General features: G+C 43.4%; 20 protein-coding genes. 17 read left to right on the forward strand and 3 right to left on the reverse strand.

Annotated features, from left to right (window positions below):
* Window positions 1-91 precede the first annotated feature (91 nt).
* From QFZ81_RS07125 to QFZ81_RS07135, 3 genes are all read left to right on the forward strand, one after another.
* Complete coding sequence (locus QFZ81_RS07125; protein ID WP_307446260.1) at window positions 92-1,276, forward strand: GntR family transcriptional regulator; 1,185 nt, start codon at window positions 92-94, stop codon at window positions 1,274-1,276.
* 340 nt (window positions 1,277-1,616) lie between these two features.
* Window positions 1,617-2,318 carry an RNA polymerase sporulation sigma factor SigK gene (sigK, locus tag QFZ81_RS07130; protein ID WP_047676202.1) on the forward strand — a complete coding sequence of 234 codons (702 nt, stop codon included), beginning with the start codon at window positions 1,617-1,619 and terminating at the stop codon, window positions 2,316-2,318.
* A gap of 55 nt (window positions 2,319-2,373) precedes the next feature.
* Window positions 2,374-3,051: an ABC transporter ATP-binding protein gene (locus tag QFZ81_RS07135; protein ID WP_307602064.1), complete on the forward strand. Its 678-nt coding sequence runs from the start codon at window positions 2,374-2,376 to the stop codon at window positions 3,049-3,051.
* A gap of 1,031 nt (window positions 3,052-4,082) precedes the next feature.
* Here the strand turns inward: QFZ81_RS07135 and QFZ81_RS07140 are convergent.
* Window positions 4,083-5,126, reverse strand: coding sequence for a LacI family DNA-binding transcriptional regulator (locus QFZ81_RS07140; RefSeq protein WP_307440905.1), 1,044 nt, complete (start codon window positions 5,124-5,126; stop codon window positions 4,083-4,085).
* Between the two features lie 552 nt (window positions 5,127-5,678).
* Here QFZ81_RS07140 and QFZ81_RS07145 point away from each other — a divergent pair.
* From QFZ81_RS07145 to QFZ81_RS07185, 9 genes are all read left to right on the forward strand, one after another.
* On the forward strand, window positions 5,679-6,614 hold the full coding sequence (locus QFZ81_RS07145; protein ID WP_307449546.1) for an ABC transporter permease: 936 nt from the start codon (window positions 5,679-5,681) through the stop codon (window positions 6,612-6,614).
* Window positions 6,615-6,632: 18 nt separating this feature from the next.
* On the forward strand, window positions 6,633-7,514 hold the full coding sequence (locus QFZ81_RS07150) for a carbohydrate ABC transporter permease (RefSeq protein ID WP_307440906.1): 882 nt from the start codon (window positions 6,633-6,635) through the stop codon (window positions 7,512-7,514).
* Window positions 7,515-7,562: 48 nt separating this feature from the next.
* Window positions 7,563-9,164, forward strand: a complete 1,602-nt coding sequence (locus QFZ81_RS07155; RefSeq protein WP_307602066.1) for an ABC transporter substrate-binding protein — start codon at window positions 7,563-7,565, stop codon at window positions 9,162-9,164.
* A gap of 76 nt (window positions 9,165-9,240) precedes the next feature.
* The gene (locus QFZ81_RS07160) at window positions 9,241-10,731 is read left to right on the forward strand and encodes a glycoside hydrolase family 32 protein (RefSeq protein WP_307602069.1); all 1,491 of its coding nucleotides are present in this window, start codon (window positions 9,241-9,243) and stop codon (window positions 10,729-10,731) included.
* A gap of 30 nt (window positions 10,732-10,761) precedes the next feature.
* The gene (locus QFZ81_RS07165) at window positions 10,762-11,637 is read left to right on the forward strand and encodes an ROK family protein (protein WP_307440909.1); all 876 of its coding nucleotides are present in this window, start codon (window positions 10,762-10,764) and stop codon (window positions 11,635-11,637) included.
* Window positions 11,638-11,813: 176 nt separating this feature from the next.
* Window positions 11,814-12,692 carry a phosphotransferase gene (locus QFZ81_RS07170; protein ID WP_307449549.1) on the forward strand — a complete coding sequence of 293 codons (879 nt, stop codon included), beginning with the start codon at window positions 11,814-11,816 and terminating at the stop codon, window positions 12,690-12,692.
* Window positions 12,693-13,152: 460 nt separating this feature from the next.
* Window positions 13,153-13,707, forward strand: coding sequence for an RNA polymerase sporulation sigma factor SigK (gene sigK / locus QFZ81_RS07175; RefSeq protein WP_307606842.1), 555 nt, complete (start codon window positions 13,153-13,155; stop codon window positions 13,705-13,707).
* Window positions 13,708-13,767: 60 nt separating this feature from the next.
* Window positions 13,768-14,442 carry an ABC transporter ATP-binding protein gene (locus tag QFZ81_RS07180; RefSeq protein ID WP_307602071.1) on the forward strand — a complete coding sequence of 225 codons (675 nt, stop codon included), beginning with the start codon at window positions 13,768-13,770 and terminating at the stop codon, window positions 14,440-14,442.
* 452 nt (window positions 14,443-14,894) lie between these two features.
* On the forward strand, window positions 14,895-15,041 hold the full coding sequence (locus tag QFZ81_RS07185) for a hypothetical protein (protein WP_307446124.1): 147 nt from the start codon (window positions 14,895-14,897) through the stop codon (window positions 15,039-15,041).
* A 239-nt stretch (window positions 15,042-15,280) separates the two neighbouring features.
* Here QFZ81_RS07185 and QFZ81_RS07190 read toward each other — a convergent pair whose 3' ends face one another.
* Window positions 15,281-15,622: a hypothetical protein gene (locus QFZ81_RS07190; RefSeq protein WP_307602073.1), complete on the reverse strand. Its 342-nt coding sequence runs from the start codon at window positions 15,620-15,622 to the stop codon at window positions 15,281-15,283.
* Window positions 15,623-15,680: 58 nt separating this feature from the next.
* Between QFZ81_RS07190 and QFZ81_RS07195 the strand changes: the two genes are divergently transcribed.
* Window positions 15,681-18,392 carry a glycosyl hydrolase family 95 catalytic domain-containing protein gene (locus QFZ81_RS07195; RefSeq protein WP_307602075.1) on the forward strand — a complete coding sequence of 904 codons (2,712 nt, stop codon included), beginning with the start codon at window positions 15,681-15,683 and terminating at the stop codon, window positions 18,390-18,392.
* Between the two features lie 38 nt (window positions 18,393-18,430).
* On the opposite strand, the gene QFZ81_RS07200 is transcribed toward QFZ81_RS07195, so the two are convergent.
* Window positions 18,431-19,327: an AraC family transcriptional regulator gene (locus tag QFZ81_RS07200; protein WP_307446114.1), complete on the reverse strand. Its 897-nt coding sequence runs from the start codon at window positions 19,325-19,327 to the stop codon at window positions 18,431-18,433.
* Window positions 19,328-20,075: 748 nt separating this feature from the next.
* Between QFZ81_RS07200 and QFZ81_RS07205 the strand changes: the two genes are divergently transcribed.
* The 4 genes from QFZ81_RS07205 (at window position 20,076) to QFZ81_RS07220 (ending at window position 26,228) form a co-directional block, all read left to right on the forward strand.
* Window positions 20,076-21,830 carry a cache domain-containing sensor histidine kinase gene (locus QFZ81_RS07205; protein WP_307446110.1) on the forward strand — a complete coding sequence of 585 codons (1,755 nt, stop codon included), beginning with the start codon at window positions 20,076-20,078 and terminating at the stop codon, window positions 21,828-21,830.
* Window positions 21,808-23,262, forward strand: a complete 1,455-nt coding sequence (locus tag QFZ81_RS07210; protein WP_307602077.1) for a response regulator transcription factor — start codon at window positions 21,808-21,810, stop codon at window positions 23,260-23,262. The genes QFZ81_RS07205 and QFZ81_RS07210 overlap by 23 nt, the downstream gene beginning before the upstream one ends.
* A gap of 242 nt (window positions 23,263-23,504) precedes the next feature.
* A complete protein-coding gene (locus QFZ81_RS07215; protein WP_307602079.1) occupies window positions 23,505-25,175 on the forward strand; it encodes an extracellular solute-binding protein in 1,671 nt (556 codons plus the stop codon).
* A gap of 81 nt (window positions 25,176-25,256) precedes the next feature.
* Window positions 25,257-26,228 carry an ABC transporter permease gene (locus tag QFZ81_RS07220; RefSeq protein ID WP_307446101.1) on the forward strand — a complete coding sequence of 324 codons (972 nt, stop codon included), beginning with the start codon at window positions 25,257-25,259 and terminating at the stop codon, window positions 26,226-26,228.
* Window positions 26,229-26,239 lie beyond the last annotated feature (11 nt).

The following is a 26,239-nucleotide window of genomic DNA, read 5'->3' on the forward strand; positions in this document are numbered from 1 at the left end:
TTTAGCGAGTCGGCCAGTTGAAGGGGATTGACTAAGTAGGTCAAATTGCTATAATTGATATAAGAGAATTTAGCAAATAGGGGCAAAAACAATGAATAATGAAAGACAACCATTATATATGGTGATTCAGGAGCATTTTAAGCGCTTGATTACAACAGGGCAGCTGGCAGCTGATGACAAAATTCCAACAGAGAAAGAATTGATGGAGGAGTTTCACGTTAGCCGAATCACGGTTGCTAATGCCCTCACTCAGCTAGCCAAGGATGGTTGGATTTACAGAATACCAGGAAGAGGCAGCTTCGTCCAAAGCAAGTCTATGCCTCAACCTGTTGTACAATATCAGGATCAGCCTAAAGTGATTGGGCTTGAATCTAATGTGGTATCCGGGGAAAGCTATCAACCACTATCAACGAACCGTCGCCGAATGATTGGCTTCTTAATTCCGTCGTTAGAGGATTACTTTGCACTAAGATTGATTCAAGGCATTAATTCGATATTGGATGAGAGTCGTTATTATTTAGCTATTGTCCTCACGAAAGATAACAAGGATAGAGAAAAAGAAGCGATTATGGAGCTCATCCATAAAGGCGCAGAGGGCTTGATTATTTTTCCAATTGATGCGGAAACCTATAATGAAGAAATCCTCGCAATGAAGATAAGAAATTATCCGTTTGTATTGATTGATCGAAATTTACCTGGCGTAGAAACACATGTGGTAAGCTCGGATAATTTTATGGGCATCCAACTAGCGGTCTCTCACCTTTGGGATCTGGGTCATCGGGATATCGCCATCGTAACGGATTCTCCGCTTTCTACAACTACAGTTGAAGGGCGGATTGCTGGTTATATGGAAGCTTTAAAGCAGAAAAATGCTTTGATCAATCCAGCGTTCATTTTAACTGAATTCAGAATTGATTATAATAAAGGCGTCGACGATCAGCATCCTTTGTATAGATATATCCGTAATAAATTGGCTACGGCATATATAACATTAAATGCTAAGCTTGGTCTTCATATTGCTGCCATTGCACAACGATTAGAGCTTAGTGTTCCTGATGAGCTTTCTATTCTCACCTTCGATGACCCATCCTCGGGGGAAGGTGAAACAAGAGCCTTTACACATGTGGCTCAATCCGAGGCAGAGATAGGCAGACAAGCAGCTGAAGTATTGATTGGCTTGTTGGATAGTGATGGTGAAGGTGATGGTAAATATCATAAGATTATCCTTCAACCGAAGTTAGTGGTGGGTAAATCGACAGGACCGTTAAAAAAGTGATAAGCATAATATAGCGAACTCTTTTTAGACCCGAAAGGTCATAAAGAGGCGCTTTTTTTGTTTTATGACGAGAAATAGATGTATAATGCTATAATCTTAAAAGGCTAATTAAATTATACGATATATATGCTATGTTTATAGCATAAAGAAACTTAGATGGATTATCCTCAATAAGATATAAGATAAACACATGTATCTTGAGTGAATTCAAACGATCGGAGCAGTGGTAATCTTTTGCGTACATGCACTTCTAGGCTTACACCCACATAGACTAATACTAATCTATAAGCGGAGGCTTCCTAAACAGCTATGATCCGCTACACTGAAGGGGGTGGCTGGAATGCCTGGATTGTTTAGTGCAATTGCTTTATTAATCAAACAGTTAACTTTGCTTGTATCCTATGTCAAAAACAATGCGTTTCCACAACCTCTTACCGAGGAAGAAGAAGAAAAACATCTTAGGCTCATGGCTGAAGGTAATGACCATTCCAGAAATAAGTTGATTGAACATAATTTAAGACTTGTCGCGCATATAGTCAAAAAATTCGACAATACAGGAGAAGATCTCGAGGATTTAATCTCGATTGGGACGATCGGATTGATCAAAGCCATCGAGTCGTTCTCTCCCAACAAAGGGACGAAGCTGGCAACCTTCGCAGCACGCTGTATAGAAAATGAAATACTTATGCATCTTCGCTCGTTAAAGAAAACACGCAAAGATGTGTCCTTGCATGATCCCATCGGAACGGACAAAGAGGGGAATGAAATTACGCTCATCGACATTCTCGGCACGGAAGCCGATGATGTCGTGGATAAGGTGCAGCTCAAGATAGAGAAGAGCAAAATTTACCGTAATCTGGAGATATTGGATGATCGGGAGAAGGAAGTCGTCGTTGGGCGGTTTGGGCTGGAGCTTGGCGGGGAAGAGCGGACGCAGCGGGAGATAGCGAAGGAGCTGGGGATTTCGCGGTCGTATGTGTCTCGGATTGAGAAGCGGGCGCTGATGAAGCTGTATCATGAGTTTTATAAGGCTAAAAGGTAAGGGTTATGAATCGCATACTTCATTTATTTGTGATCAAGTAATGGAGGCGAAGTGAATGACTTTAATCCATATCGAAAATGTTAGTAAATATTACTATATGGGCGGAGAAACCATTCGAGCATTAGATGACATTTCTTTAGATATTGAGCATGGCGAATTCGTGGCCATCATGGGCCCGTCTGGTTCTGGTAAATCTACGTTAATGAACATTATAGGTTGTTTGGATATTGCAGATAAAGGTGCCTATGACCTTGATGGTAAAGCAATTAACCTTCTTAAGGATACTCAACTCGCTGAGATTCGCAATCAGAAGATTGGCTTCGTTTTTCAAAGCTTCAACTTGCTGCCGAGATTAAGTGCGTATGAAAACGTGGAATTACCTTTAATTTATCGGGGAATGACGAAAAGGGAACGAGAGCCATATGTTCTGCAGGCGCTGGAATCCGTGGACTTACTAGATCGTAGGGGACACCTTCCCTCGGAATTATCCGGTGGGCAGCAACAGCGTGTCGCCATTGCCCGAGCTTTGGCAGGAGATCCGTCGATTATTTTGGCCGATGAGCCTACAGGCGCGTTGGATTCGAAGACGGGCGTTGAGATTTTAGATCTTTTAAAGAAATTAAATGCACAAGGTAGGACGATTGTTTTGATTACGCATGATCTTTTGGTTGCGAAGCAGGCAAAGCGGATTGTTCGTTTTCGGGATGGGCGAATGCATGAGGATGTGTCGTGAGTTTTGTAGGGTCAAGCGGTGGAGAAACAGACAATCATCGTTGAAGTGTACCTAGCGGGGGCTTCCTCTAATGCTTGTGCGAGCCCACCAATGAGGGGGATATCATATATGTTACCGTTGTCTGCTATTACGGGGGAAGTGGCGGCTTACGCTAACTGTAACTATGCTTAATAAAATAGCGGAAGTCTAGGGCTTTATTTCGTCCAAGGCTGCCGCTGCTTCTAGAATGGATGTTCTCTCAATCAATTCGCAGCGCCTTCTGACGTCGTTTCTTCAAATATGATGATGGAGATGATGAGTTATATACCGCTGCGTTCATTACTGCAGAGCAATGATGGAGGAGACGCAATTTTGACGAATATCGCGTTTTATTCTATCATGTTTGGCATTCCCTCTTAATCGCAGCTCGTGCAGATGAGTGACCCGCAGAGACGGGCCTTGTCATGTTGTCGATCGCCGGCCTTTAGCGTGCGGGTATAGAGATTAAGGATGGAAAAAAGGAAGGATCCATCTTCCTTATCAAACAGACACGGACTTGTTCCTACCTACTACCGCAATCCTTAAATGAAGTCGTTAAATGTACATCAACAAGTCGCCAAAACAGTAGATCAGGCTTCATAATTTTGATACTTTCTTAGCATAGTCCGCTGAGCAGCGACTTTTGGTGTCAGGTGGATCTATAGGAACATCAAGAAACGGTTCTCCTAGATCATTCGGGAGGACCGTTTTTTTAATAGGATGATTAATTTTTGTTACTAACCACTTTTTTTCATGAGATCAGTTGTGGTTTTTGTATAGAGGCGATATTTAGTCAGGTTAGTGAGGTCATTCTTTTAAAGAGTGACCTCTTTATTAATTTAAGCTTTGTTTGAATGTTTTGGACGATAAATAAACAAAGCTGCAATAAATACACACAAATCCAACGCGATGGCTAATTGAGGAGGCGGTTTCCCGACCCCTTTCTTAAGTAAACAATAAACCGCTGCACCATTCATAGGGTGCAGCGGTTTATTGTTTTATGGTTTCATAAATTACGATTCGTTTAAATTCCCCGTAGATTCGCGAAAGATGGGCTTTGTTTGTACGTGAGTAATTTGAGGAGGCTTGAGAGGATTCTCAACCCTGGATAACAATATTTCACCAGCTAGAACTCCTATTTCGTCCCGGAATATATGGACGGTTGTCAAATGAGGTTCTACGATCTGCGACTCAGGAGAGTTATCAAATCCGCAGATAACAATATCCTCTGGTATTCGTACATTTTTATTTTTTAAAATCCTCATCACGTTAATGGCAATAAAATCATTCGTACAAACAAATGCAGACGGAAGGTTCTTCATGTTATCCAACCGATTTTCAAGCCATTTAGGATCCGCAATATATCGATCTTCTTCAACTATGCAAAATAAAGGGTCGAGCTGTAAATGAGAGTCTAGTAATGCCCTGTTAAATCCAGCCCATCTTTCATTAAAACTTTTACAATGATTGTAATCACCAATAAAGCCAACACTTGCATAACCATTATCGATTAATTTCTTTGTCATATAATAAGAACTTTGTTCGTTCTCCATTAGAATAATATCTGCATGAAGTTCGGGATAAAAGATATCCGCTGTGGAATCTATAAAAATGGATGGGATCCCCAAGGAATTGATTAATTGGGTGTATTTCTTGTCAAATAACTCAATACAAACGATTCCGTCTACTTTATTAGTATCGAAATTATTAGGAAGTACTAAAGAAGAAATGTCCGATTCTCGAACAATGTGGATGGATAAATTAAAACCATCGGAACTGATTTTTTTTTCAAGCCCGCTTAGTGATGAGGCGCCAAAATGAGAATTGCTCGGCATGTTTGACGTTAAAAGTGCAATGTTGCCTGTATTTTTGGTATTTAAAGTGTCCGTATCTATAAGAGCAAACTGTTTATAATTTAACTCAATCGCACGTTTTAATACCTTATTTCTTGTTTCTGCAGGAATATTATCACTCCCGTTTAGCGCTTTAGAAACAGTATTCCTGGATAGTCCTAAGGAGTCCGCGATATGTTGTATGGTGATTTTTTCTTTACTCATGTGCTTACTCCTTTAACGAACAACTAAAGTTCGCAGATCAATGAATGATAAGTTTAAAATAAATGTATAATATTATAATTAAAGTGTCAATTTAAAAAAGTTACAAATGAACAAAATTGAATTCAGAAATTAGTGCATATGCAAATAGATGATAATTCGATGATTAAACTAATTTATGTAAACAAATGCACAAATAAATTTGTGCAAATGGATCCGTGAATTGAGAGTTAATTCTCCTTTTATATCTTTCGTCTTCTTTTGGAGAGATGAAAAAAACCATAAAAATAAAGAGTTTTCCGACTTTCAGGTGGGAATATGCACCAAATTTGATTTACATATGAATAAATTTAATGAAAATTATGTTGACTAAATTTAATATTGTGTGTAAATTGTAATTGTGGTCATGAGGATAAGACGAGAAATGTAAGCCCTTACTATCAAGGGGGTTACATGTGAAAAAACGAATTTGTTTGAAAAAAATTTGTGCAAATGAATAATTTTATGGATATTGAGTTAGGGGGTACTATCTTGCAAGAAATAGCAGAAGTTGACATGAGAGCAGCCAAACAGAAAAGTAATACATTTATAAGTAAAATCGATTATATGAGGAAAAATCCTTTTCTGTACCTACTGATGGCACCAGCCTTCATTCTGACCATCCTATTTAAGTACGTGCCCATGTACGGGGCGGTCATTGCTTTTAAAGACTTTAGTCCGAGCAAAGGGATTTTCGGCAGTGAATGGGTGGGATTAAAGCATTTTACGAAGTTTTTAACCTCACCCAATTTTGAAGTTATTTTCATGAACACGCTGAAACTTAGTGCTTACGGACTCATACTTGGTTTCCCGGTCCCCATCTTATTAGCGCTCATGCTGAATCAATTGCGTAAAGCTGGTGTTAAAAAAAGGATTCAATTGGTCTTATATGCGCCAAACTTTATATCCGTTGTCGTTGTTGTTGGGATGCTATTCGTCTTCTTATCGCCGGTAGGGCCGATTAATAAGATTTTAACCCTGATTACTGGCCATCCTATTAGTTTTATGTCAGACCCGGATTATTTTCGTACGCTTTATATCTTATCTGGCATTTGGCAGGGAGCGGGCTGGTCATCGATTATTTATGTAGCTGCATTAGCCGGCGTTGACCCCGAGCTCCATAATGCTGCAACCATTGATGGAGCTAACCTGCTGCAAAGAATTAAACACATCGACTTGCCTACGATTAAACCGGTTATGGCTATCGTTTTCATCTTAGCTGCAGGCGGCATTATGGCAATTGGATTTGAGAAAGCCTATTTGATGCAAACGGCAATGAATGTTCCGACTTCAGAGATCATTCCAACCTATGTGTATAAAATTGGTTTGCAAGCAGGAAATTATGCCTATTCCTCTGCGGTTGGTCTATTTAACTCCGTGATTAATGTCGTTTTACTTATCCTCGTTAATATTGTCGTGAAGAAATTAAATGAAGGTGAAGGCCTCTATTAAAAGAAAAGGAGATGCCGTATGAATTTTAAGCCTACTAGATTGGACCGTTTTATTCTGGCCATCAATTACATTCTATTGTTCTTTGCTGTATTGATCGTTGTAGTTCCCTTAATTTATGTTGTCGTGGCATCGTTTATGGAGCCGACTGCACTGTTAAATAAAGGGATCTCCTTCCATCTTGCGGATTATAGTATTCAAGGCTATAAAGTCATCTTATCGAATCATGCGATGATCCGGGGATTTGTAAATGCTCTTTTTTACTCCGTCGCATTTTCTTTTGTTACCGTCGTTGTCTCCATTTTTGCCGGCTACCCATTATCGGTTGCTGGTTTCGTAGGTAAAAAGTTTTTTACAATCCTGTTTGTCATCACCATGTTTTTCGGCGGCGGGTTAATTCCAACCTATCTGGTGATAAAAAACTTGGGAATGTTAGATACGGTATGGGCGATCATCCTACCAACGGCTGTAAATGTTTGGAATATTGTTTTGGCGAGGACCTTTTTTAGTGGAATTCCGAATGAATTGAACGAGGCAGCAAAGGTCGATGGCGCATCTGAGGTGCGTATCTTCTTCAAGATTGTTCTCCCTCTATCTAAACCAATTATTTTCGTATTAGCTCTATATGCATTCGTAGGCCAATGGAATTCTTATTTCGACGCGTTAATTTATTTGAAGAGTGCTAATTTGCTGCCTCTACAGTTGGTTTTAAGATCTATCTTAATTCAGAATCAAGTAAATCCTGGCATGATTGCGGACCAATTGGCTATGGCAGAACTGAAACGGTTATCTGAGATTATTAAGTATTCGTCCATTGTTATTTCAAGTCTACCGTTACTTATTATGTATCCTTTTTTCCAAAAGTATTTTGAAAAGGGTGTTTTGGTCGGTTCATTAAAATAATGGATCGGCAAACATATAGGTTTTCCAAAAAAGAGGAGGGTTATTCTTATGAAACATTCCCAAAAGGCATTCTTCATTTCTATGGCGGCATTATTGGCAGTAACGGGGTGCGGCAGCAGCGAGGAATCAGGCCAGCCGGCAGCATCAAGTGCTGCCCCAGGTACAACAGCGAAACCTGCTTTGAAGTTTATGACACAAAGCTCACCGCTAGCTCCCGAAGATCCTAATAAAAAGGTGATATTCCAACGTCTAGAAGAAAAGACGGGGATACACATTGATTGGGAGAATTATCCGTGGGATTCGTTTGCCGAGAAGAGGAATTTAGCGATTGCCAGCGGGGACCTTCCTGATGCGATTTTCGATGCAGCCTTGGGTGACTACGATTTGCTTAAATTGGCAAAGGACGGAACCATTATTCCGCTCGATGACATTATTGAAAAACAAATGCCAAATTTCAAGAAGGTTTTGGAGAAAGCGCCGCAATATAAATCGATGATTACGGCCCCTGATGGCCATATTTATTCATTCCCATGGATTGAGGAGCTAGGCGCGGGTAAGGAAAGTATCCATTCTGTCGACGATTTTCCTTGGATTAACGTGGAATGGCTAAATAAGTTAGGCTTGAAAATGCCTAAAACTACCGAAGAATTAAAACAAGTTTTGATAGCTTTTAAAACAAAAGACCCGAACGGTAATGGAAAAGCGGATGAAATACCTATGTCCTTTATTAATAAAACCGGCGGAGAAGACTTGGCGTTCTTATTTGGCTCCTTCGGTCTGGGTGAAAACTGGGATCATACGGTTGTCAGTGATGATGGAAAGGTTACTTTCACATCTGCTGATAATAGCTTTAAGGAAGGTGTCAAGTTTCTAAATGAATTATATAAAGAAGGTTTAATGGATGTTGAAGCGCCTACGCAGGATTGGAATACTTATCTAGCTAAAGGAAAAGAAAATCGTTATGGTCTATATTTTACATGGGATAAGGGAAATATCACAGGCATGAACGATAAATATGACCTTATGCCTGCGCTTGAAGGACCAAATGGCTGGAAAAACGTAACAAGAACGAACGGAATGGGCTTCGATAGAGGAAGAATGGTTATCACAAAAGCAAATAAAAATATCGAAACGACTGCAAAATGGATTGATTCTCTATACGATCCGACCCAATCCGTACAAAACAACTGGGGCACTTATGGAGATAAAGCGCAGCAAAATATCTTTGAATTCGACGAATCTAAAAAAATGCTGAAACATTTACCGTTGAACGGCATGTCTCCTTGGGAATTGAGACAAAAAACCTTTGTTGGCGGACCATTGGCGATTCTGGATTCTTACTATGGCAATGTTACGACGAAGCCAGACGATGCGGCATGGAGATTGGATCTAATGAAAAAAGTGATGGTCCCGGACATGAAAGCTAAAAATATATATCCAAAAGTGTTCTTCTCTCTTGAAGAATTGGATCGACTTACTGCGATTGAAACAGATATGTTTGCATATGTGCTGAGAAAACGGACCGAGTGGATCCAGAATGGGAAAATTGAAGCTGAATGGGCTGGTTATTTAAAAGAATTGGACCGTCTGGGCCTACAAGATTGGTTGAAGATTAAACAAGCAGGTTACGACAGAAACGTAAAAAAATAAGTTTTGTTATAGGACCCGGAGCGGATCGAGTATGAAGGTAACGCTCCGGATTTTAAATATAGAGGGAGTGGAAGAGATGTCAACTGTTATGTATAGAGAAAAGTACCGGCCACAGTTTCATTTTACACCGCCGGCTAAGTGGATGAACGATCCGAATGGAATGGTATATTTCGATGGGGAATATCACTTGTTTTATCAGCATTATCCGGAAGGTACAACTTGGGGACCGATGCATTGGGGTCATGCAATCAGTACGGACTTGACCCATTGGGAGCATCGTCCGATTGCGTTAAAGCCGGATCAAAACGGTTTTATATTTTCCGGAAGCGCAGTAGTGGATTGGGAGGATACCAGCGGATTTTTCTCCGGTAAGCCGGGTTTAGTTGCTATTTTCACCCACGCGGACCATTATCCGGATTCCGATCGTCCGAGACAGAGGCAAAGCCTTGCTTATAGTTTGGATAAAGGCAGAACCTGGGTAATGTATGAGGGGAATCCAGTGTTGTGCAACGAGCAAATAACGGATTTCCGGGATCCTAAAGTTTTCTGGCATGCTACAAAGCAGCAGTGGGTCATGGTGCTTGCAGCGTGTGACCGTGTTCATTTCTATACGTCTGCCAATTTAAAGGAATGGTCTTTTGCAAGTGAGTTCGGTGCCGCAGAAGGCTCGCACGCAGGAGTATGGGAATGCCCGGATTTAATAGAGCTACCGATAAATGGTCATGCTGAAGAAACGAAATGGATACTGATCGTCAGCATTGGAGATCATCCACAGATGGCGGAAGGTTCGAGGACACAATATTTTGTCGGGAGCTTTGACGGAAGTACGTTTACGAACGATGCTTCTCCTGAAACCGTATTATGGTTGGATCACGGAAGAGATAACTATGCCGGTGTAACATGGTCGGATGTTGATAGATCGGATAAAGGAAAGCTGTTTATCGGCTGGATGAGCAATTGGAAGTACGCAAATCTCACTCCGACAAGCAGTTGGAGAAGCGCTATGACGCTGCCACGGGTGCTCTCCCTGAAGAAGGGGCCATCTGGAATTCGTTTAGTACAAAAGCCAGTTACAGATTTGCAAAAGCTTCGGTTAGAAGCGCAGGTTTGGCAAGAGGTTACAGTTAATCCCGGTCAAAATTTACTTTCGGACGTGCACAGCGATATCTATGAGCTCGAATGTGAAATCGATTTGGGTGAAGCATCGGAAGTTGGTTTTAAGCTTCGGAATTCGGAGCGGGAAGAAACCGTAGTCGGCTATAACACCGCCATGCAGACATTGTTTGTTGACCGCTGCAACTCCGGTGAAAGCGGATTTCATGACGCATTTGCATGTAAGCATGATGTACAATTGGAGCTTCAAAACGGTCGGCTAAAGCTACACCTTTTTGTCGATAGCTCCTCCATTGAAGTATTTGCAAATGACGGGGAGATCGTGATTACCGATCAAATTTTTCCGGATCCGTTCAGTACAGGTATGGAACTTTATGTGCTTGATGGAAAGGCCAAGGTCATTTCTCTAGCGCTTCATCCATTGAAATCGACCTATTCAGTTGTGAGGGTATAACAAAGTGACGATGATTGTGAGGGAAACGAATTGTTATTAGGTGCTATCGAAGGCGGCGGGACAAAGTTCGTATGCGGGATTGGTACGGCAGATGGTGAAATCCTTGACCGCATCTCTATCCCAACAACGACACCTGAAGCTACGCTCGGCAATGCGATGGATTTCTTTGCATCTAAAGAGATACAAGCGATTGGAATCGGAACTTTCGGCCCGATCGATGTGAACCCGCAGAGCCCGGCTTATGGTTCCGTAACAAGAACTCCAAAGCCGCACTGGAGCGGTTACCGGATCGTGGAGCATTTGAAGCAGTACTTTGACATCCCTATTGGTTTTGATACCGATGTGAATGCAGCTGCATTGGGGGAAGCAACATGGGGGGCTGCAGCAGGATTGAACAGCTGCCTGTACATGACGATCGGAACCGGGATCGGTGCGGGTGCAATCGTTGAAGGAAAGATCGTTCATGGTTTGACCCATCCGGAAATGGGGCACATTCTTGTACGGCGGCATCCGGAAGACAGCTATGAAGGACACTGCCCCTTTCACAAAGATTGTTTGGAAGGACTGGCGGCGGGACCGGCGCTGGAGGATCGCTGGGGCAAGAAGGCGTTTGAACTTGGATATACGCATTCCGCTTGGGAAATGGAAAGCTACTATATCGCTCAGGCACTAGCCAATTACGCGCTCATTCTTTCTCCGGAGAAAATCATTGTCGGCGGCGGCGTTATGAACCAGTCCCACTTATTCCCGCTTATACGCGAACAAGTTCGTGAACTGTTGAACGGTTATGTACAGCATCCGGCTTTTTCAGAGGACAACGATAGTTACATTGTACAACCCGCTCTAGGCGGCAACGCTGGCCTTTGCGGTGCCCTTGCGTTGGCTAAGCAAGCCATGGATATTTAGAAGCGCCAAACCAAGAAATTACCGGAAATTCAGGATACCTCCAGCTATTCATCATAGTGGAGGTATTTTTCCTTTAGAACTCGTAATGTAGGGAGACATATGTATTAATTTTATCCAAGTAAACGTTTTTTCTACGGTCGATTGAAGATTCGAAGTGGGAGGGGATCCTGTTGAACATGAAAGTTGAAGAAATTATTCGCGAAGTACCAGAGCTAAGCCATGAATTTCTAAGTTTTGATAGTCTTAGTGGAGGGCTTTGCAATCAAACCTATAAGGTGCAAACCAAACAGAGTACATACGTTCTTCGCATCAATAGCAGGCAAAACGAGTATTTGAACCTAACACGCCGCTCTGAAGTAGAAGTGATGAAGAAGGCAAACCGTGAAGGATTTGCTCCCAGAGTGATTTCCAATAATCATCCTGAACAATTTGTAGTCACGGAATTTATTGAAGGTCGAGTGCTTGAGAAAGATGATCTGAATGACGATCATATCAAAGGAATGATTATGGATCGCTTCAAACGAATACATCGTATGGAAGGTCAAGGTAGAACATGTACTCCTTACGATTTAATTTATGGATATTTGAAAGGCGCAGATCAGTTTCAAGTCAAGCATCCTGATGGATTAAACAGAATTTTGCATCGAGTAGAGAAAATCGCGCACAAGAGGAGTGATGACAAAGAATATAACAGCAAATTCTGTCACAATGATTCCTTTTTATGCAATATGATTTATACAGGTCAACAGTTGCAAATCATTGATTGGGAGTTGTCGGGAGTCGGAGATGTGTTTTTCGAATTGACGCTCATTCCGTTTACAAATCAGTTCAGTGAAACAGATGAGCGTGAGTGGTTAAAGTTATACTTCGGATATTTCGAGGAGGAAACATTCCGCATTTTTCAGGACATGAAATTCGTGTCGATGGTTCGAGAGGTAGCGTGGGGAATGTTTTATAGTGGACTTACTAAAGAGGAAAGTCACCATGACTTTGATTACTACAAGTTTGCCGAATATTGCATCCAGCGAGTAGAACACGGGATTTATCAATTATAATGATGTAGATGCTCTCACTTCATTTTATTAATAACTTAATAAAGACAAACTTTAAGCAAACGGATACGTTAGTTACTAATGTATGTTCTACAAAGAAAGGGCCATCCCGCAAAGGATGGCCTTTAAACTTGCAGTTACAGACTGCGCGCTAAGCCTTACCACAAATAAAGAGGTGGTCATTCAACGAGGAACTATAGTTCAATGAGACTGTAGGCAATGGTTTGTAAGAAGTACTTCAAAACTTATTTGTCACCGTTGGAAAGACATTGAGTAAAAAGGTAATGTTACTTGTTTGCCCTTGATAAACAATGTGCTATCAGCTAAACAATTGATGATTGTTAAATGGATTTGAAATATCAATGATGATTTTTTTGTAATACTTCTGAGATATTAGGGGACAACGCCTAAAAGTTAAAATACATTCATATTGATTTTTCATAAATTATGATCGCCTTTTTACATTTACATTCCAGTTTGTCAAGCCTATACGTTGCTTTGTGTTCACAACCTCAAAAAATTCGACAATACGGGGGAAGATCTCGAGGATTTGATCTCCATAGGAACGATTGGATTGATCAAGGCTATCGAGTCGTTCTCGCCGAACAAAGGGACCAAGCTCGCGACGTTCGCCGCTCGCTGTATCGAGAACGAAATACTTATGCATCTTCGCTCATTGAAGAAAACGCGTAAAGATGTGTCCTTGCATGATCCCATCGGAACGGACAAAGAGGGGAACGAAATTACATTGATCGACATCCTCGGCACGGAAGCGGATGATGTCGTGGATAAGGTGCAGCTCAAGATAGAGAAGAGCAAAATCTATCGCAATCTGGAGATATTGGACGATCGCGAGAAGGAAGTCGTCGTTGGCAGGTTTGGGCTGGAGCTTGGCGGGGAAGAGCGGACGCAGCGGGAGATTGCTAAGGAGCTCGGCATCAGCCGGTCCTATGTGTCGAGGATTGAGAAGCGGGCGCTGATGAAGCTGTATCATGAGTTTTATAAGGCGAAACGGTAAGGGTTATGAATCAGATACTTCATTTATTTGGACATTGTGCAAGTAATGGAGGTGAAGATTATGACGTTAATTCATATCGAAAATGCCAGTAAGTATTATACGATGGGCGAGGAAACGATTAAAGCATTAGATGATGTCTCGTTAGATATTGATCATGGAGAGTTCGTGGCCATCATGGGACCATCAGGTTCCGGCAAATCCACGCTGATGAACATCATCGGGTGTTTGGATGTTGTAGATAAAGGAATTTATGACCTGGATGGTCAAGCAATAAACGTGCTTAAGGATTCTCAGCTTGCTGAGATTCGTAATCAGAAGATTGGTTTCGTTTTTCAAAGCTTCAACTTGCTGCCTAGATTAAGTGCCTATGAGAATGTGGAGTTGCCTTTGATCTATCGGGGAATGAGCAAAAAGGAAAGAGAGCCGCTCGTTTTACATGCACTGGAAGTGGTGGACTTGCTGGATCGTAAGAAGCATTTTCCATCAGAGTTATCTGGCGGACAGCAGCAGCGTGTTGCGATTGCGAGAACGTTGGCAGGAGATCCTCCGATCATTTTGGCGGATGAGCCTACGGGAGCATTAGATTCGAAGACGGGTGTGGAGATCTTAAACATTTTAAAGAGATTAAATGAACAAGGTCGGACGATTATTTTGATTACGCATGACTTATTGATTGCGCAGCAGGCGAAGCGGATTGTGCGGTTTCGGGATGGGCGGTTGAATGAAGTTGTTTAGTGTTTATAAACCGGAACTCCAAATAAGGGGGTCCGGTTTGTTTGTGCGCCTCACAGTCGCACAATCTAAGTGGTTCAAATCAACTCGGTAACTTTACCTTTTAAAGTGCCGTAGCCGAAGTAGAGGTCCTAATCCAGCAGGGTTAGGATTGGCAGGGTGTCTCTCGTGAGAGAGAATCTGAAGGGCCTGCAGGCAAAATCCAGCCCGGAATGCGGTGAACCAGAGGTGGCGGCGATGTTGGGTGACCCGCCAAACAAACGGGGAAACTTATGCAAATATGTATATCTTGCAGGGAAACAAACAAAGGGATATGACCTGCCAGGCTCATCGACGTGATTAGGATCAGGATGGATGGAATAGAATGTGCAGATAACCGAGGGAAGTCTCGTAGTCTCCTTGACGCAAACGTAGACAAGGTAGGGAGGTATAACCTTAAAGGGGAAGTCGAATCGATGTGCTTCGAGATGGCGGATCGTTCCGTAGTAGCGAGTAAGTCCGAGCTGATGAAGGCTGGTAACAGTCTGGAGGGGAAAATTCGGATGAGTATACGCGCGAGAAAGAAGACTCAGTCGCATAACCTGCTTACGACGGCGTTTTGAGTCTGAACCATTCCCATTATAAAGATAAGCTTCTGTCCAGTCTGATTTCGGAGTTCTTTTTTCTCTTGATTAATTACTCTTATCCGCTTCAGGTGCTTCAATAAAAGTGCGGAGTGGTTTCATAATCGAATAATGATAATCATCTACTGGTTTTAATGTCCTGGTAGTTCCTTTAAAGAAAGTTTCACCTTGACGGAGACGATTAGTCAGAGCTTCGGTAGTTTTCCAATGTGGAGGACTTATATGTATTCATAATTTTGAGATGTGCGATATGAATTAACAACTTCAACAATTTTCGCAATAATAGGTTCAGCTAAATGTTTTTCCTTAATGACACGCTTTTTTCGCTTGGCGCCACCCTCTTCTTGAACATCAAATTCCAGAAAAAACGTTCGCTGATCTGCTAATTCACGTATGAAGGAAAGATCTTCTCCCATCTTATAGAGTGCTTGCTCTGGTAACCTAAGTAGCTGATGTCGGCGTTCTTCCTCATAAATTAAAGGAGAACGTGTGGCGCTGCCCCCACTGTCTGCTAAATTGCGACATATTTGCTTTCTTTTACGTCGCTCTGAACGATTCATGAACCTTCCCCTGCCAGATATAATAAATACCATAACGAGCAGATCAGGGGGGAACAGCATGACTAAAATATCGGAAATTACACGAATGTACGAAAAAGGCAATTACACTAACACCTATAAAGAGGTGGCAACAACAAATCCCGGATTGGCGTGGCGGGAAGGCATGATTAGTGGAAATGGCGAAAATGGGTATATCACGTCAGGATCGCCTTATACGGACAGCTTTATTTTTCAAAATATGTGGTTCAACTATCCGTCTCGAGATCCAAGAGCGATTCCAGGAGAATTAACGGGGCAGCTTGCTGATGCCAGATGGAATGTTTTTAAACAAAACGATCAATGGAAGATTACTTTTCCGGACGGTACAACGAGGGTAAGAACCTTTTTTTACGCCTTCCATCCGGGACACCAGCTTAGACTAAACGTCACTGATAAGGGAAACGTGTCCGATTATGAAAGATGGACGAATTATGAAACGGCGGAAACCGGAGTTCGATACACCGATGAATTTGGCGAGTGGATCCGAACCTCGTTTACATCCAGAGAAGACAACGTTTCGATTACGAAGATCTCACAATCTTCTGAAGGTGCTAAGATCAATATGTTCATCTCCATGGATGACACTTCGAGCATGTACAAAGCGAGGGATGGTATGTCCGAGGTAACGACGCTTCAATACAAAAAGCTTGTGGAACCGAGTGCGGCATATATCGCGCAGGTTGCCCATTACCCATCCTACCAGGACAGTGAGCTGAGCAATGGTGGATATGCAGGTCTGACGCAGATTATTGTTGTTAATGGAACCAAGAAGAGAGTACTGCTCGCTGACACGAATGAACCGATGAATGTAGGAATGGAACAGAATCCTGCGATCCAAGTGATCGACGCCGACGCCGTATATTTAATTACGCAATTGAACAGGACATTTGATATGGGTAAAATCGAAGATTTTGCCGGAATGACGCAATACGCTATCGTAGACAATTTATTTCAGAACACGAATGCGGTCTCTGAAAAATATAAAGATGCCTATGGTAAATTCGATTATCAGGCTGCCCTCACGCCTCACGCCCTAAAGCATTCCGCAGAATTTAACGCTGCACAATTTACTCTTACAGGTGACGAGGATGACAAGAGCGCTGACAACGTAACGCTAATCAACGCGCAAAAGGCATCAACAACTAGAATCAATCATGCTTTCATGGAGCAGGTGTACAACCAGGGACGTTATGCTTTGATTTGCTGCAGCGGTACAAGCGCACCGCGCTTGTACGGAATGTGGACCGGAGAGTGGAATCCCGGCTGGCGAGGTATCTATACGCTTGACGCAAATGTGAATTTACAGGTTTCTCCGATGAATACAGGCCATTTCACGCAAGCGCAGCTTGGGTACATCACATTCTTCTTGAGAAACACGCCGGACTTCGAATACAACGCAAGAATGTCCTATGGAATGCATGATGCGCTGCAAGTGTCGGTAAACTCGGACATCGACCGTGCAATGCATGTGGAATACGACAATGACTATCCGTTTCAATATTGGAATGCCGGAGCAAGCTGGTGTCTGCTCCCGATCTTCGAATATTGGCAGTGTTACGGCAATGGGCAGATTCCGATCAACGACAGCATGAGAATCCATGGTCTGAAACCGCTTCTCAGTATAAAGGACGGGGGGCTGACGGACGAAGAATTCAATCAATTGATCGATAAGGGATATCTGGATTTGGAAAAGGATATTTTACTTCCGCTGCTGACAAAGCAGGCTAATTTCTGGGAGCAGCTATGTACGCCGGAATACTATACAGATATAAACGGTATTGCGTGCTATGAGAAAAGTAAAACTGCGTTAAATCCAGGCGAGAAATATTTGCTTATCCCTACCTACTCTCCAGAGAATAACCCGATCGGTTACAACAGTACGATTACGGCAAATGCCACGATGGATATTGCTGCGGCGCGGGATGGACTGCATATGGTCATAACCATGGAAAAGGCAGTAAAGCGCGACGGATATGAAACTGCTGTCGCCAAATGGGAAGCATTGTTAGGACTATTGCCGAATTATAAGGTTGACAAAGACGGCGCTTTACGCGAATGGGCGATGAGTGAATATACGGAAAACAACAACCACCGCCATTTGAGCCATCTCTATCCGGCATGGCCTGCGTACGAAACGCAGAACAATACGGAGTTGACGGAAGCAGCAATTATCGCGGTTGAAAACAGAAATAAATACAATACAGGAGACGCGACGGCGGGGCACGGCTGGATGCATAAGGCGCTGGTCTATGCCAGGTTAAAAAACGGCGACGGGGTCGTCTCGTCCCTTCTGCCGATGATGATGGATTCCGGTTATTACACTTCCTTGATGACAGACCATGACACAAACAGAAGAAACGACTGCTATTGTACGGATACATTATTTGGTACTGTGGGGGCAGTAAATGAAGCGCTGCTATTTTCCAATACAGGTGAAATTGAAATACTTCCGGCGCTGCCCTCTGAATGGAAATCGGGTTCAATAAAGGGACTGATGGCAAGGACCCGGGTAGAGGTTAGAGAGTTATTTTGGGACACTAACAATGCAAGTGTTACATTAAAATCAGTTGTAAATCAAAATGAAGTAAAAGTAAAAGTGGGTATTCCTTGGATAAAAGCAATGGTTAACGCCCAAGAAGTAGAGGCGCTTGACGATGGATTTGGTAAATACATTCACTTAACGCTTAATTCCGATATAGACGTTACAGTTGTATTTATTTTGTCCAATTGATGCGATGTTCGAGTTGTACAATTTTTTACCGTTTGTCTTCAATAACATGTCACATTGTGATCAAAGGGCTTACGCAAGGAGCGAAATTCACCTGCCGGGACCTTGTAGTATTTCTTAAAGGTGGTACAAAAACGTTCCAATGAAGAAAAACCGACATGTCGCGCTATTTCACTAATGGTCATTGAGGTCGTAGTAAGAAGGTGAACGGCAGCCTTCATTCTTGCTTGGGTCTTTTTTTGAGTAAACGATAGGCCAAAATACTGTTGAATGGTTCTCTCCGTCTGTCTGACACTTAGTCCCAGTTTTTGAGCGAGCTTCTGTATAGTTAAATCATCATAGTTGTATAAAAAACTATTTTCAATGATAACGACTCTATCGTCGTCTAAGGTTTTAAGCGGCATAACAAAGGAGGTCGGAACATTGTTTGTGTAGTTTCTGACCAGCTTGATGACGATCTGCTCGATAATATGTTGAACCGTCAGGTAGTAGCCGATATATTGGTTGGTCGTTTCATAGGAGAGTTGCTCGAACAATGGCAACAAATTCTGCTTGTCCTGACCGAACCAAAAAGTTGTTTGAACGAATTGGTCTGCAATGAAGGAAAGATCCGGATCATCGTTAATGTTATTGGCCAACACTTCAAAGCATATGCAGTATTCCGCCATAGGGTCGGCGAGGACCGTAATTTGCTCGTGCACAATATCCGGGCCAGTCATGTAAAGCGTGCCGGGATGTATCGGATATTTGCGGCCGTTTGCTACCAAGATTCCCTGTCCCAGGGGAATATAATGCAGTTCGTAGCTTTTCATGCTATGGCTGTGTTCGAGAAAGGATTGATAAAAGACCCCGAATCTGATATACAGAACGTTTAATAATAAACCGCCTAACGAAATCTTGACGTTCATATTTTCGACATTAACTTTTGGGAACTCCACTTGGCCAATCCCCCCATTTGCAGATTCTTTATGTTGTTTCGTAAGAAGATCTCAAACAGCCCTTTAATTTCATTATGTGTATTCAAAAAGCTTAACGCAAGCTCGTACTTAACAATACCAAAAATTTCAATTTGGTATTCAGTATGTCTTTGGTAGACTTCACCTTAAAGATGTTCCTCTCTTTGGGTGAAGTTTTCCCTTTAAACTAATGATTGGATATGAACTGTCCGGAAATGGATTAGGATCGGCATCGGCATCGGGATCCTGATCGACACGGAGCAAGGCGAACAAGCCTTGCTCTATTTTGCTTACTGTTTCAGTCTGTAGGCCTTAGGGGACAATATGATCCGCAGTTTTGATTTTTACGTTTTCTCTGGTACACTACATCGTCCAAAGAACAAATCCCAGCGCAGGAACGAATTGAACTAATTACCGATCCGACTCTGGCAGCTGGAGCGGATATTGCCAAGATGACGCATGTGGCCCGAGCTGTTGATTTCCGCGGAATCGAACTTGGCAAAGAGTGCGTGTTCGGTGGACGGATGTATCGGGTTCCATGTTGAATGCGGAAAACGTTACGTCGTATCGACCGTTTGAGGTTTGATCCGAGCTTTACCCTGAAGACCCGTTATCCAGCGATAGCGGGTCTTGGCTTATTCAACAGAGCCAATGGAAACCTTAGTAATTGGACAGTCCCCGTATTTTGTGCGATTCTGATGTAAATCGAAGAATAAAGGGGAAAGACAACATGGACCGATTTCGCAAGCACAGTCTAAGCAGAAAAATCCTGTATTTGATTTTGACCATGCTGGTCATTCTTCTGGTTTCATTCGTCATCTCGAATAAAATCGCGGAGCGGATTGTCGAGAGAAAGGTCTCGGACTCCGCCGATAAAATTTTGCTTCAGGTAGAAGAGAAGATGACCAGCTTTTATGCAGATATGGGAGGAATCTCGACATCGCTGATTTACAGTCCGACCATTCAAACCGCGTTGACTGTGGAAGATAAGTTGACCATGGTTCTCATGAATCCTGAAGTGATATCGATGTTCGCCAACACGATGTCGCTGAAGGAAAGTATCAGAGGCATCCGGCTTTATAACAAGGGAGGGACGCTGGTAGCCAGTACCGGGGCGGGAATCGCCGATTCCCTTCAGCATCCGGTTCAAACGACCGAGTATTCCGGCTTATTGTCGGCTAACGATTCCCAATATATCATTACCATTCCGATCTATAACCTGCAGAGCGCCCAGATCCGAGAATATAGGGGAACATGCATATTTATCATGGATGTAAGCAATTTTAACAGTATATTTAAAAATGCGAAAATCACACCGAATTCCCGATTTCTACTCCTCGATCAACAAAACAATGTCATGGCGAGCGAAGGAGCAGCGCCCAAAATCGATAAGATCGACGTCGCCGAATGGATGCGCGATAAGCGTTATATCGTGCAAACCGTTACTTTGTCCCGTACCGGCTGGAAGCTGGTCAGCGCCATCCCGAAGGACGAGCTGTTGCGGGATCTGGATACGGTGCAAAGACTTAATATCGCGACCTACCTGGTCATGCTCGGCATGCTCGGTTTGTTCCTGCTGCTCTTCTTCACCCGAATCTTGAGACCGATTAAAGACTTGATGGATTTCATGAGGTCCTATCCGAAAAAAAGGGGGGGAGCGCGCTTTACCATCGTGTACCATAACGAAATCGGCGTGCTCGCCGCCAATATGAATAAGATGCTGGACGAAATCGATTCCCTAGGCCAAGAGGTTCAGCTTGGGCAAAGGCGGATGTATGAAATAGAAATTGCAAAAAAACAGATGGAAATCTCGGCATTTCGCAATCAGATCAACCCGCACTTTTTGTACAATACACTGGATTGTATCCGCGCCTTGGCATTATACAAAAAAGTCGAGGATATTGTAGATATATCGGCTTCCTTAGCCAATATGTTCCGATATTCGGTGAAAGGAAACGACATCGTGACGATCCGGGACGAAATCTCGCATGTCCAGGAGTATGCCCAAATTATTGGGTTCCGCTTTATGCAGAGAATCCGTGTGGAAATCGAAGCCGACGAAGGCCTGCTCGGCATGAAGACGCTTAAAATGCTGCTGCAGCCGATTGTCGAGAATGCCGTCTTTCATGGCTTGGAGCAAAAAATCGGCAACGGAATCGTTCGCATTATGGTACAATCGTTGGCAGACAACCGGGTTCGTTATATCATCCAGGATAATGGTTGCGGAATGGATGAGAGACAGATCCAGGAACTGCTTCAACGTTTGAAGAAATCTGATGTGCTCGTACAGGCGGTGACGGATGATAAGCAAGGAATCGGGCTCGCCAATATTTATCGAAGAATCAAGCTGTTTTACGGTGATGAAGCCGAGCTGCAAATCCAAAGTCAATTAAACGTAGGAACGATCATCAGCATTTCCATTCCCGTGCATGATGAGTCGGAACAAGTGGAGGATACGAGTCGTGTACAGCGTATTGATTGTTGACGATGAGCCTTGGGTTGCAAACGGGCTGAAAGCATTGATCGATTGGGAAAACTTGGGCTACACCGTAATTGGAGAAGCTCACGATGGAGTTCAGGCTATGGCGGCGATTGAGGAAAAGGAACCCGATGTCGTTATCTCGGATATCCGCATGCCCGGATTTAACGGGATCCAGCTGCTTGAAAGAATTCGCCTTCAAGGGCTACAAACGAAAGTCATCTTAATCAGCGGCTATGCTGAGTTCGAATATGCGCAAAAAGCGCTCCGGCTCGGCGCTTTCGATTATTTACTGAAGCCGGTCGACAGAAACAAGCTGACCGAGACCTTGCTGCGGTTAAAAACCAAGCTGGCAGACAAGCATAAAGCAAATAATGAGCTGGATTTGCTCCTTGAGGATCTGTTCGAATTGCTCGAGCCCGACAACAATATCAAAATCAGCAATTTCTTAACGAACAGGGGAATTGAACTGGAGTTTCCTCACTGTCGTGTCATCAGCTGTTTGTTTCCGCATTCGTCGGCTGGGGATTCTGTCGGCGAGCAAACGGCGCAGAACGATATCCGATGGATCCGCTTTCGCACGGGGCAAAATAAAATGTCGTATCTGGTGAATTATGACGAACAAAAAAATTCGGTTGGCCTGCTCGATTTCATCTCAGGAAGCCTTGCCGGCGCTCAGTACATTGGAATCAGCGGCATCGGGGTTTACTCGACGCCAATCGGCAAACTGTATCAGGAATCGGATATCGCCCTGTCCAGCTCCTGCTTCCTGCCGGAACAGCGGATAACCGAATATAAAGCGACAGACCACGCAGCAGCGCTAAGCAAGCTGGTCCTTAAGATCGAGCTGGCAATTAAAGGATATAAACGGGACCTTATTGAGCAAGGGCTGGACGAGCTAAGCGAGGAATGTGTAGCACTGCGCATGCCAATCGACCAAATCTCCACGGTCTACAATCAGATCGTTTTGTTCGTTTACAAATATTACGGCAACAACGATCTTGTTCACGGTATTGAATATTTGACTTATTCCCAAATCGTCCGAACCTGCGAGTCGGTTCAGCAGCTCTTTGAAAGAATCAGAGTCATCTTTGAACAGCAGCCCGACGAAGAGCTGCTCATTTCAAAAGAGACGGTGAAGAAAATCATCCAATATATCGATTCCAGCTATACGGAAGATATTTCGCTCAGCATGTTATCCAGACAATTCAATATCAGCCTCGGTTATTTAAGCGCCTTGATCAAGAAGGAGACTGGTACAAATTATTCGGATTACGTGGTGACCAAGAGATTGAATTTGGCCAAGGAACTGCTGAGCGACGTTTCGCTATCGATACAGGAAATCGTAGAACGGGTAGGGTACAAAGATTATTTTCATTTTAACAAGCTGTTCAAAAAGCACTTTGGCATCACACCGAGCAAACACCGAAAAGTATAGCAAAAGAATAAATAAAAAGCATGAAGAAAACTATAATAAAGGCGAGTTCTCATTCAGCTATTGAATGGAAATTCGCCTTTTTCTATGTAGGTCCTCTTCACAAATTAAAAACAGATGTTTTTCAGTGGCCTCACAAAAATCTGCACCAAAATAAAAAAAAAGTTGAACATATGCCAGTTCGGAAGTTCAGGCTATGATAAACATGTACCAACCAAGATACATTACAGGGGTGATCAGCAAGTATGAAGAAGTTGAAAATGCTTACAGTTTTATCGTTGGCAGGCGTTATAGCGCTGTCAGGCTGCAGTTCCTCCAAATCGGGCGACAACAGCAGCAACACGCCGAAAGAGTCGTCAGCAGCAACAACGGCTCAGGCAGCGCCGGTTAAGGCAACCTGGTTTTCGGATGCAAGCTTCTGGAATGCGCCTACGCCATGGAACACCGATCCGAAAAGCGTCGAAGGGGCCATTACTCAAAAGACCGGACTTACGTTTGACTTCAACATTCCGGCGCAGGATGGCGGCACGAAGCTCAGCTTGATGCTCGCGACGTCAGATCCTCTTCCAGATCTCATTACGCTCACGGACGACACTTTGGAAAAGAAACTGATTAGTTCAGGGAAAGTCTGGAAATTGGATGAGTTTCTGAAGAAGTATGCTCCCTCTTTGCCGCTGCTGACGAAATATCCGCAAGACCTCATGAAGGCGCAGATTAAACGGGATGGCGCCTGGTATGCGATACCGAGCCATGTTAGCTCTCCTGACCTAGTAAAAACGTACCCGGCGTCAAGCGATGTTAGAGCCGATGGAGCTAAATACGGCCAAAACAATAATGTGATGTTCAATGAGACGCTTATGAAAGAGGCCGGTCTGACCGTTAATGATCTCAAAACCGAAGATGGCGTGCTTGCTGCATTTGAAAAAGTCAAGAGCATGAAGGTCGATGGCGTGCCTGTTATTCCGCTGCAAATCAACGGCAAGACCTGGTGGGGTGGTACGTTGCCTACACTTCAGGACAGCTTTGGCACCATGTTGGTAGATAAGGATGGCAATTACCGGGATTCATATTTTGCTCCGGAAACGAAGCATGCGCTGGAATTTCTGTTCAAGGCAGCTAAGGGAGGCTACTTTGATCCGGGGCAAATGACGATGGATGATAAGGCTATGTCGACGAATACAATGTCGGGGCGCGTGTTCTGCTTTATCGGGAATGTTGCGAATGCAGGACTCGGTGATCCCAAAGGTACGAAATGGGTGTCGGCTGGAGCGATCCATTCGAATCAGAACACGAAACCTGTTCATCAAACATTTTCATTAGTAGGTACTGGCTGGATGCAAACCTACGTTTCCAAGACGGCCGCGAATCCGGAACGCCTTGCCAAGTTTCTTGATTTTATGAGTAGCGATGAAGGTCAATTGCTCTGGAATTTCGGTTTTGAAGGCGAGCACTATACCCTGAAGGACGGTCTTGTTATCAAAACCGAGAAAGGGATTCAAGATGCCAAGGATGGACCGAAAACGGGGGTTGGTATGTTCTGGCCATTCGCCAATGGTGCTTTTAATGACCACGTGGCAGCGCCTCCTAATGCCGATGAATTGATGAGCTTGCAGATTACTCAGTCGATGGGGAGAGAGGCGGTTCTGTTTGATGCTTCAGATTTGGTGTGGCCTGGCGATTTAATACCGGCCGGCAGCAAAATGGCGAACGATCTGGCGCAAATCGATATTTACAAACATGCCCAAATTTCCAAAATGGTATTGGCCAAGGATGAGGCTTCGTTTAATAAAGCCTACGACGAGATGATCAGCAAGCTCAAGCAGATGGGTCAGACCGAAATTGATGCCAAGTATAATGAGCAGTTCCATAAGAGTCAACAAGAAAGTGGCAGAACGCTTAAAGGCGTCAATTCGTAATATATGAATCAATGGATAGTGCCAAAGTGCCCGCACTTTGGCATTATCCGCATTTAACAGGCTAGGAGGAGGAACATACGGATGAAGACTGTCACTGTACGCGTCGGATTGGATGGCGTAAAAAAAAGAAAAGCGCATGTTCTAGGGCACGATCTGCGAACACAGCTAGAGTTGAAGTTAATGCTTTGGCCGGGAGTTCTCTTTATTGCTATATTTAATTTTTTTCCGTTATTCGGTCTATTGATGGCATTCAAGGAATACGACCCGTTTACCGGTCTTAAAGGGATTTTTACAAGCGAGTGGAACAATTTTGAAAATTTTACAATGATTTTCGACAATTTCCAGTTTTGGCCGATGTTAAAGAATACGATCGGAATCAACCTGCTCGGCTCCTTGGTGGGGCTGCCGGCAACGCTCTTATTCGCTTTGCTGCTGAACGAGATCACGAGCACCAAATTCAAATCGCTGATTCAATCCGTCACTTACTTGCCGCATTTTTTATCATGGGTTATCTACGGCGGGTTATTTATTTCTTTGCTGAATCCCCAAGACGGCATCGTCAATTATTTGCTGATGGAGTTCCACCTGGTGCATAAGCCGATTCAATTTTTGGGCGATCCGAGTTATTTCTGGGGCCTTACGATTGTGACAGGTCTGTTGAAGGATATAGGCTGGGGAGCGATCCTGTATTTGGCTGCTATCGCAGGCGTCGACCAGTCCTTGTACGAGGCTGCCGCAATTGATGGCGCGAGCCGTTTTAAACGCATGCTGCACATAACGATTCCCGAGATTATGCCGACGGTTGCAATATTGCTTATCTTCGCTGTAAGCGGCATGCTGAACAACAACTTTACCCAGATATACGTTTTCCAAAATACGCTTAACATAGACGCCAGCCAAGTGATCGATACGTACTTGTATCAAACGGGTCTTTTGAATTTCCAATTTGCTATGGCGACGGCTATCGGCTTGATGAAGTCGGTGCTTGCGTTGTTGCTGCTGCTCGGAGCCAATGTTGCATCAAAAAAATTGACACAGTCGGGTCTTTTCTAAGGGGGCGTGCA

Origin of the sequence: Paenibacillus sp. V4I9 (genome assembly GCF_030817295.1) — a bacterium.
GTDB lineage: Bacteria > Bacillota > Bacilli > Paenibacillales > NBRC-103111 > Paenibacillus_E.

Excerpts from the sequence above, each read along its gene's own strand:
- QFZ81_RS07125 (WP_307446260.1), top strand. The coding sequence starts at position 92 with ATGAATAATGAAAGACAACCATTATATATGGTGATTCAGGAGCATTTT.
- sigK (WP_047676202.1), top strand. The coding sequence starts at position 1,617 with ATGCCTGGATTGTTTAGTGCAATTGCTTTATTAATCAAACAGTTAACT.
- QFZ81_RS07135 (WP_307602064.1), top strand. The coding sequence starts at position 2,374 with ATGACTTTAATCCATATCGAAAATGTTAGTAAATATTACTATATGGGC.
- QFZ81_RS07140 (WP_307440905.1), bottom strand. The coding sequence starts at position 5,126 with ATGAGTAAAGAAAAAATCACCATACAACATATCGCGGACTCCTTAGGA.
- QFZ81_RS07145 (WP_307449546.1), top strand. The coding sequence starts at position 5,679 with ATGAGAGCAGCCAAACAGAAAAGTAATACATTTATAAGTAAAATCGAT.
- QFZ81_RS07150 (WP_307440906.1), top strand. The coding sequence starts at position 6,633 with ATGAATTTTAAGCCTACTAGATTGGACCGTTTTATTCTGGCCATCAAT.
- QFZ81_RS07155 (WP_307602066.1), top strand. The coding sequence starts at position 7,563 with ATGAAACATTCCCAAAAGGCATTCTTCATTTCTATGGCGGCATTATTG.
- QFZ81_RS07160 (WP_307602069.1), top strand. The coding sequence starts at position 9,241 with ATGTCAACTGTTATGTATAGAGAAAAGTACCGGCCACAGTTTCATTTT.
- QFZ81_RS07170 (WP_307449549.1), top strand. The coding sequence starts at position 11,814 with ATGAAAGTTGAAGAAATTATTCGCGAAGTACCAGAGCTAAGCCATGAA.
- QFZ81_RS07180 (WP_307602071.1), top strand. The coding sequence starts at position 13,768 with ATGACGTTAATTCATATCGAAAATGCCAGTAAGTATTATACGATGGGC.
- QFZ81_RS07185 (WP_307446124.1), top strand. The coding sequence starts at position 14,895 with ATGTGCTTCGAGATGGCGGATCGTTCCGTAGTAGCGAGTAAGTCCGAG.
- QFZ81_RS07190 (WP_307602073.1), bottom strand. The coding sequence starts at position 15,622 with ATGAATCGTTCAGAGCGACGTAAAAGAAAGCAAATATGTCGCAATTTA.
- QFZ81_RS07195 (WP_307602075.1), top strand. The coding sequence starts at position 15,681 with ATGACTAAAATATCGGAAATTACACGAATGTACGAAAAAGGCAATTAC.
- QFZ81_RS07205 (WP_307446110.1), top strand. The coding sequence starts at position 20,076 with ATGGACCGATTTCGCAAGCACAGTCTAAGCAGAAAAATCCTGTATTTG.
- QFZ81_RS07215 (WP_307602079.1), top strand. The coding sequence starts at position 23,505 with ATGAAGAAGTTGAAAATGCTTACAGTTTTATCGTTGGCAGGCGTTATA.
- QFZ81_RS07220 (WP_307446101.1), top strand. The coding sequence starts at position 25,257 with ATGAAGACTGTCACTGTACGCGTCGGATTGGATGGCGTAAAAAAAAGA.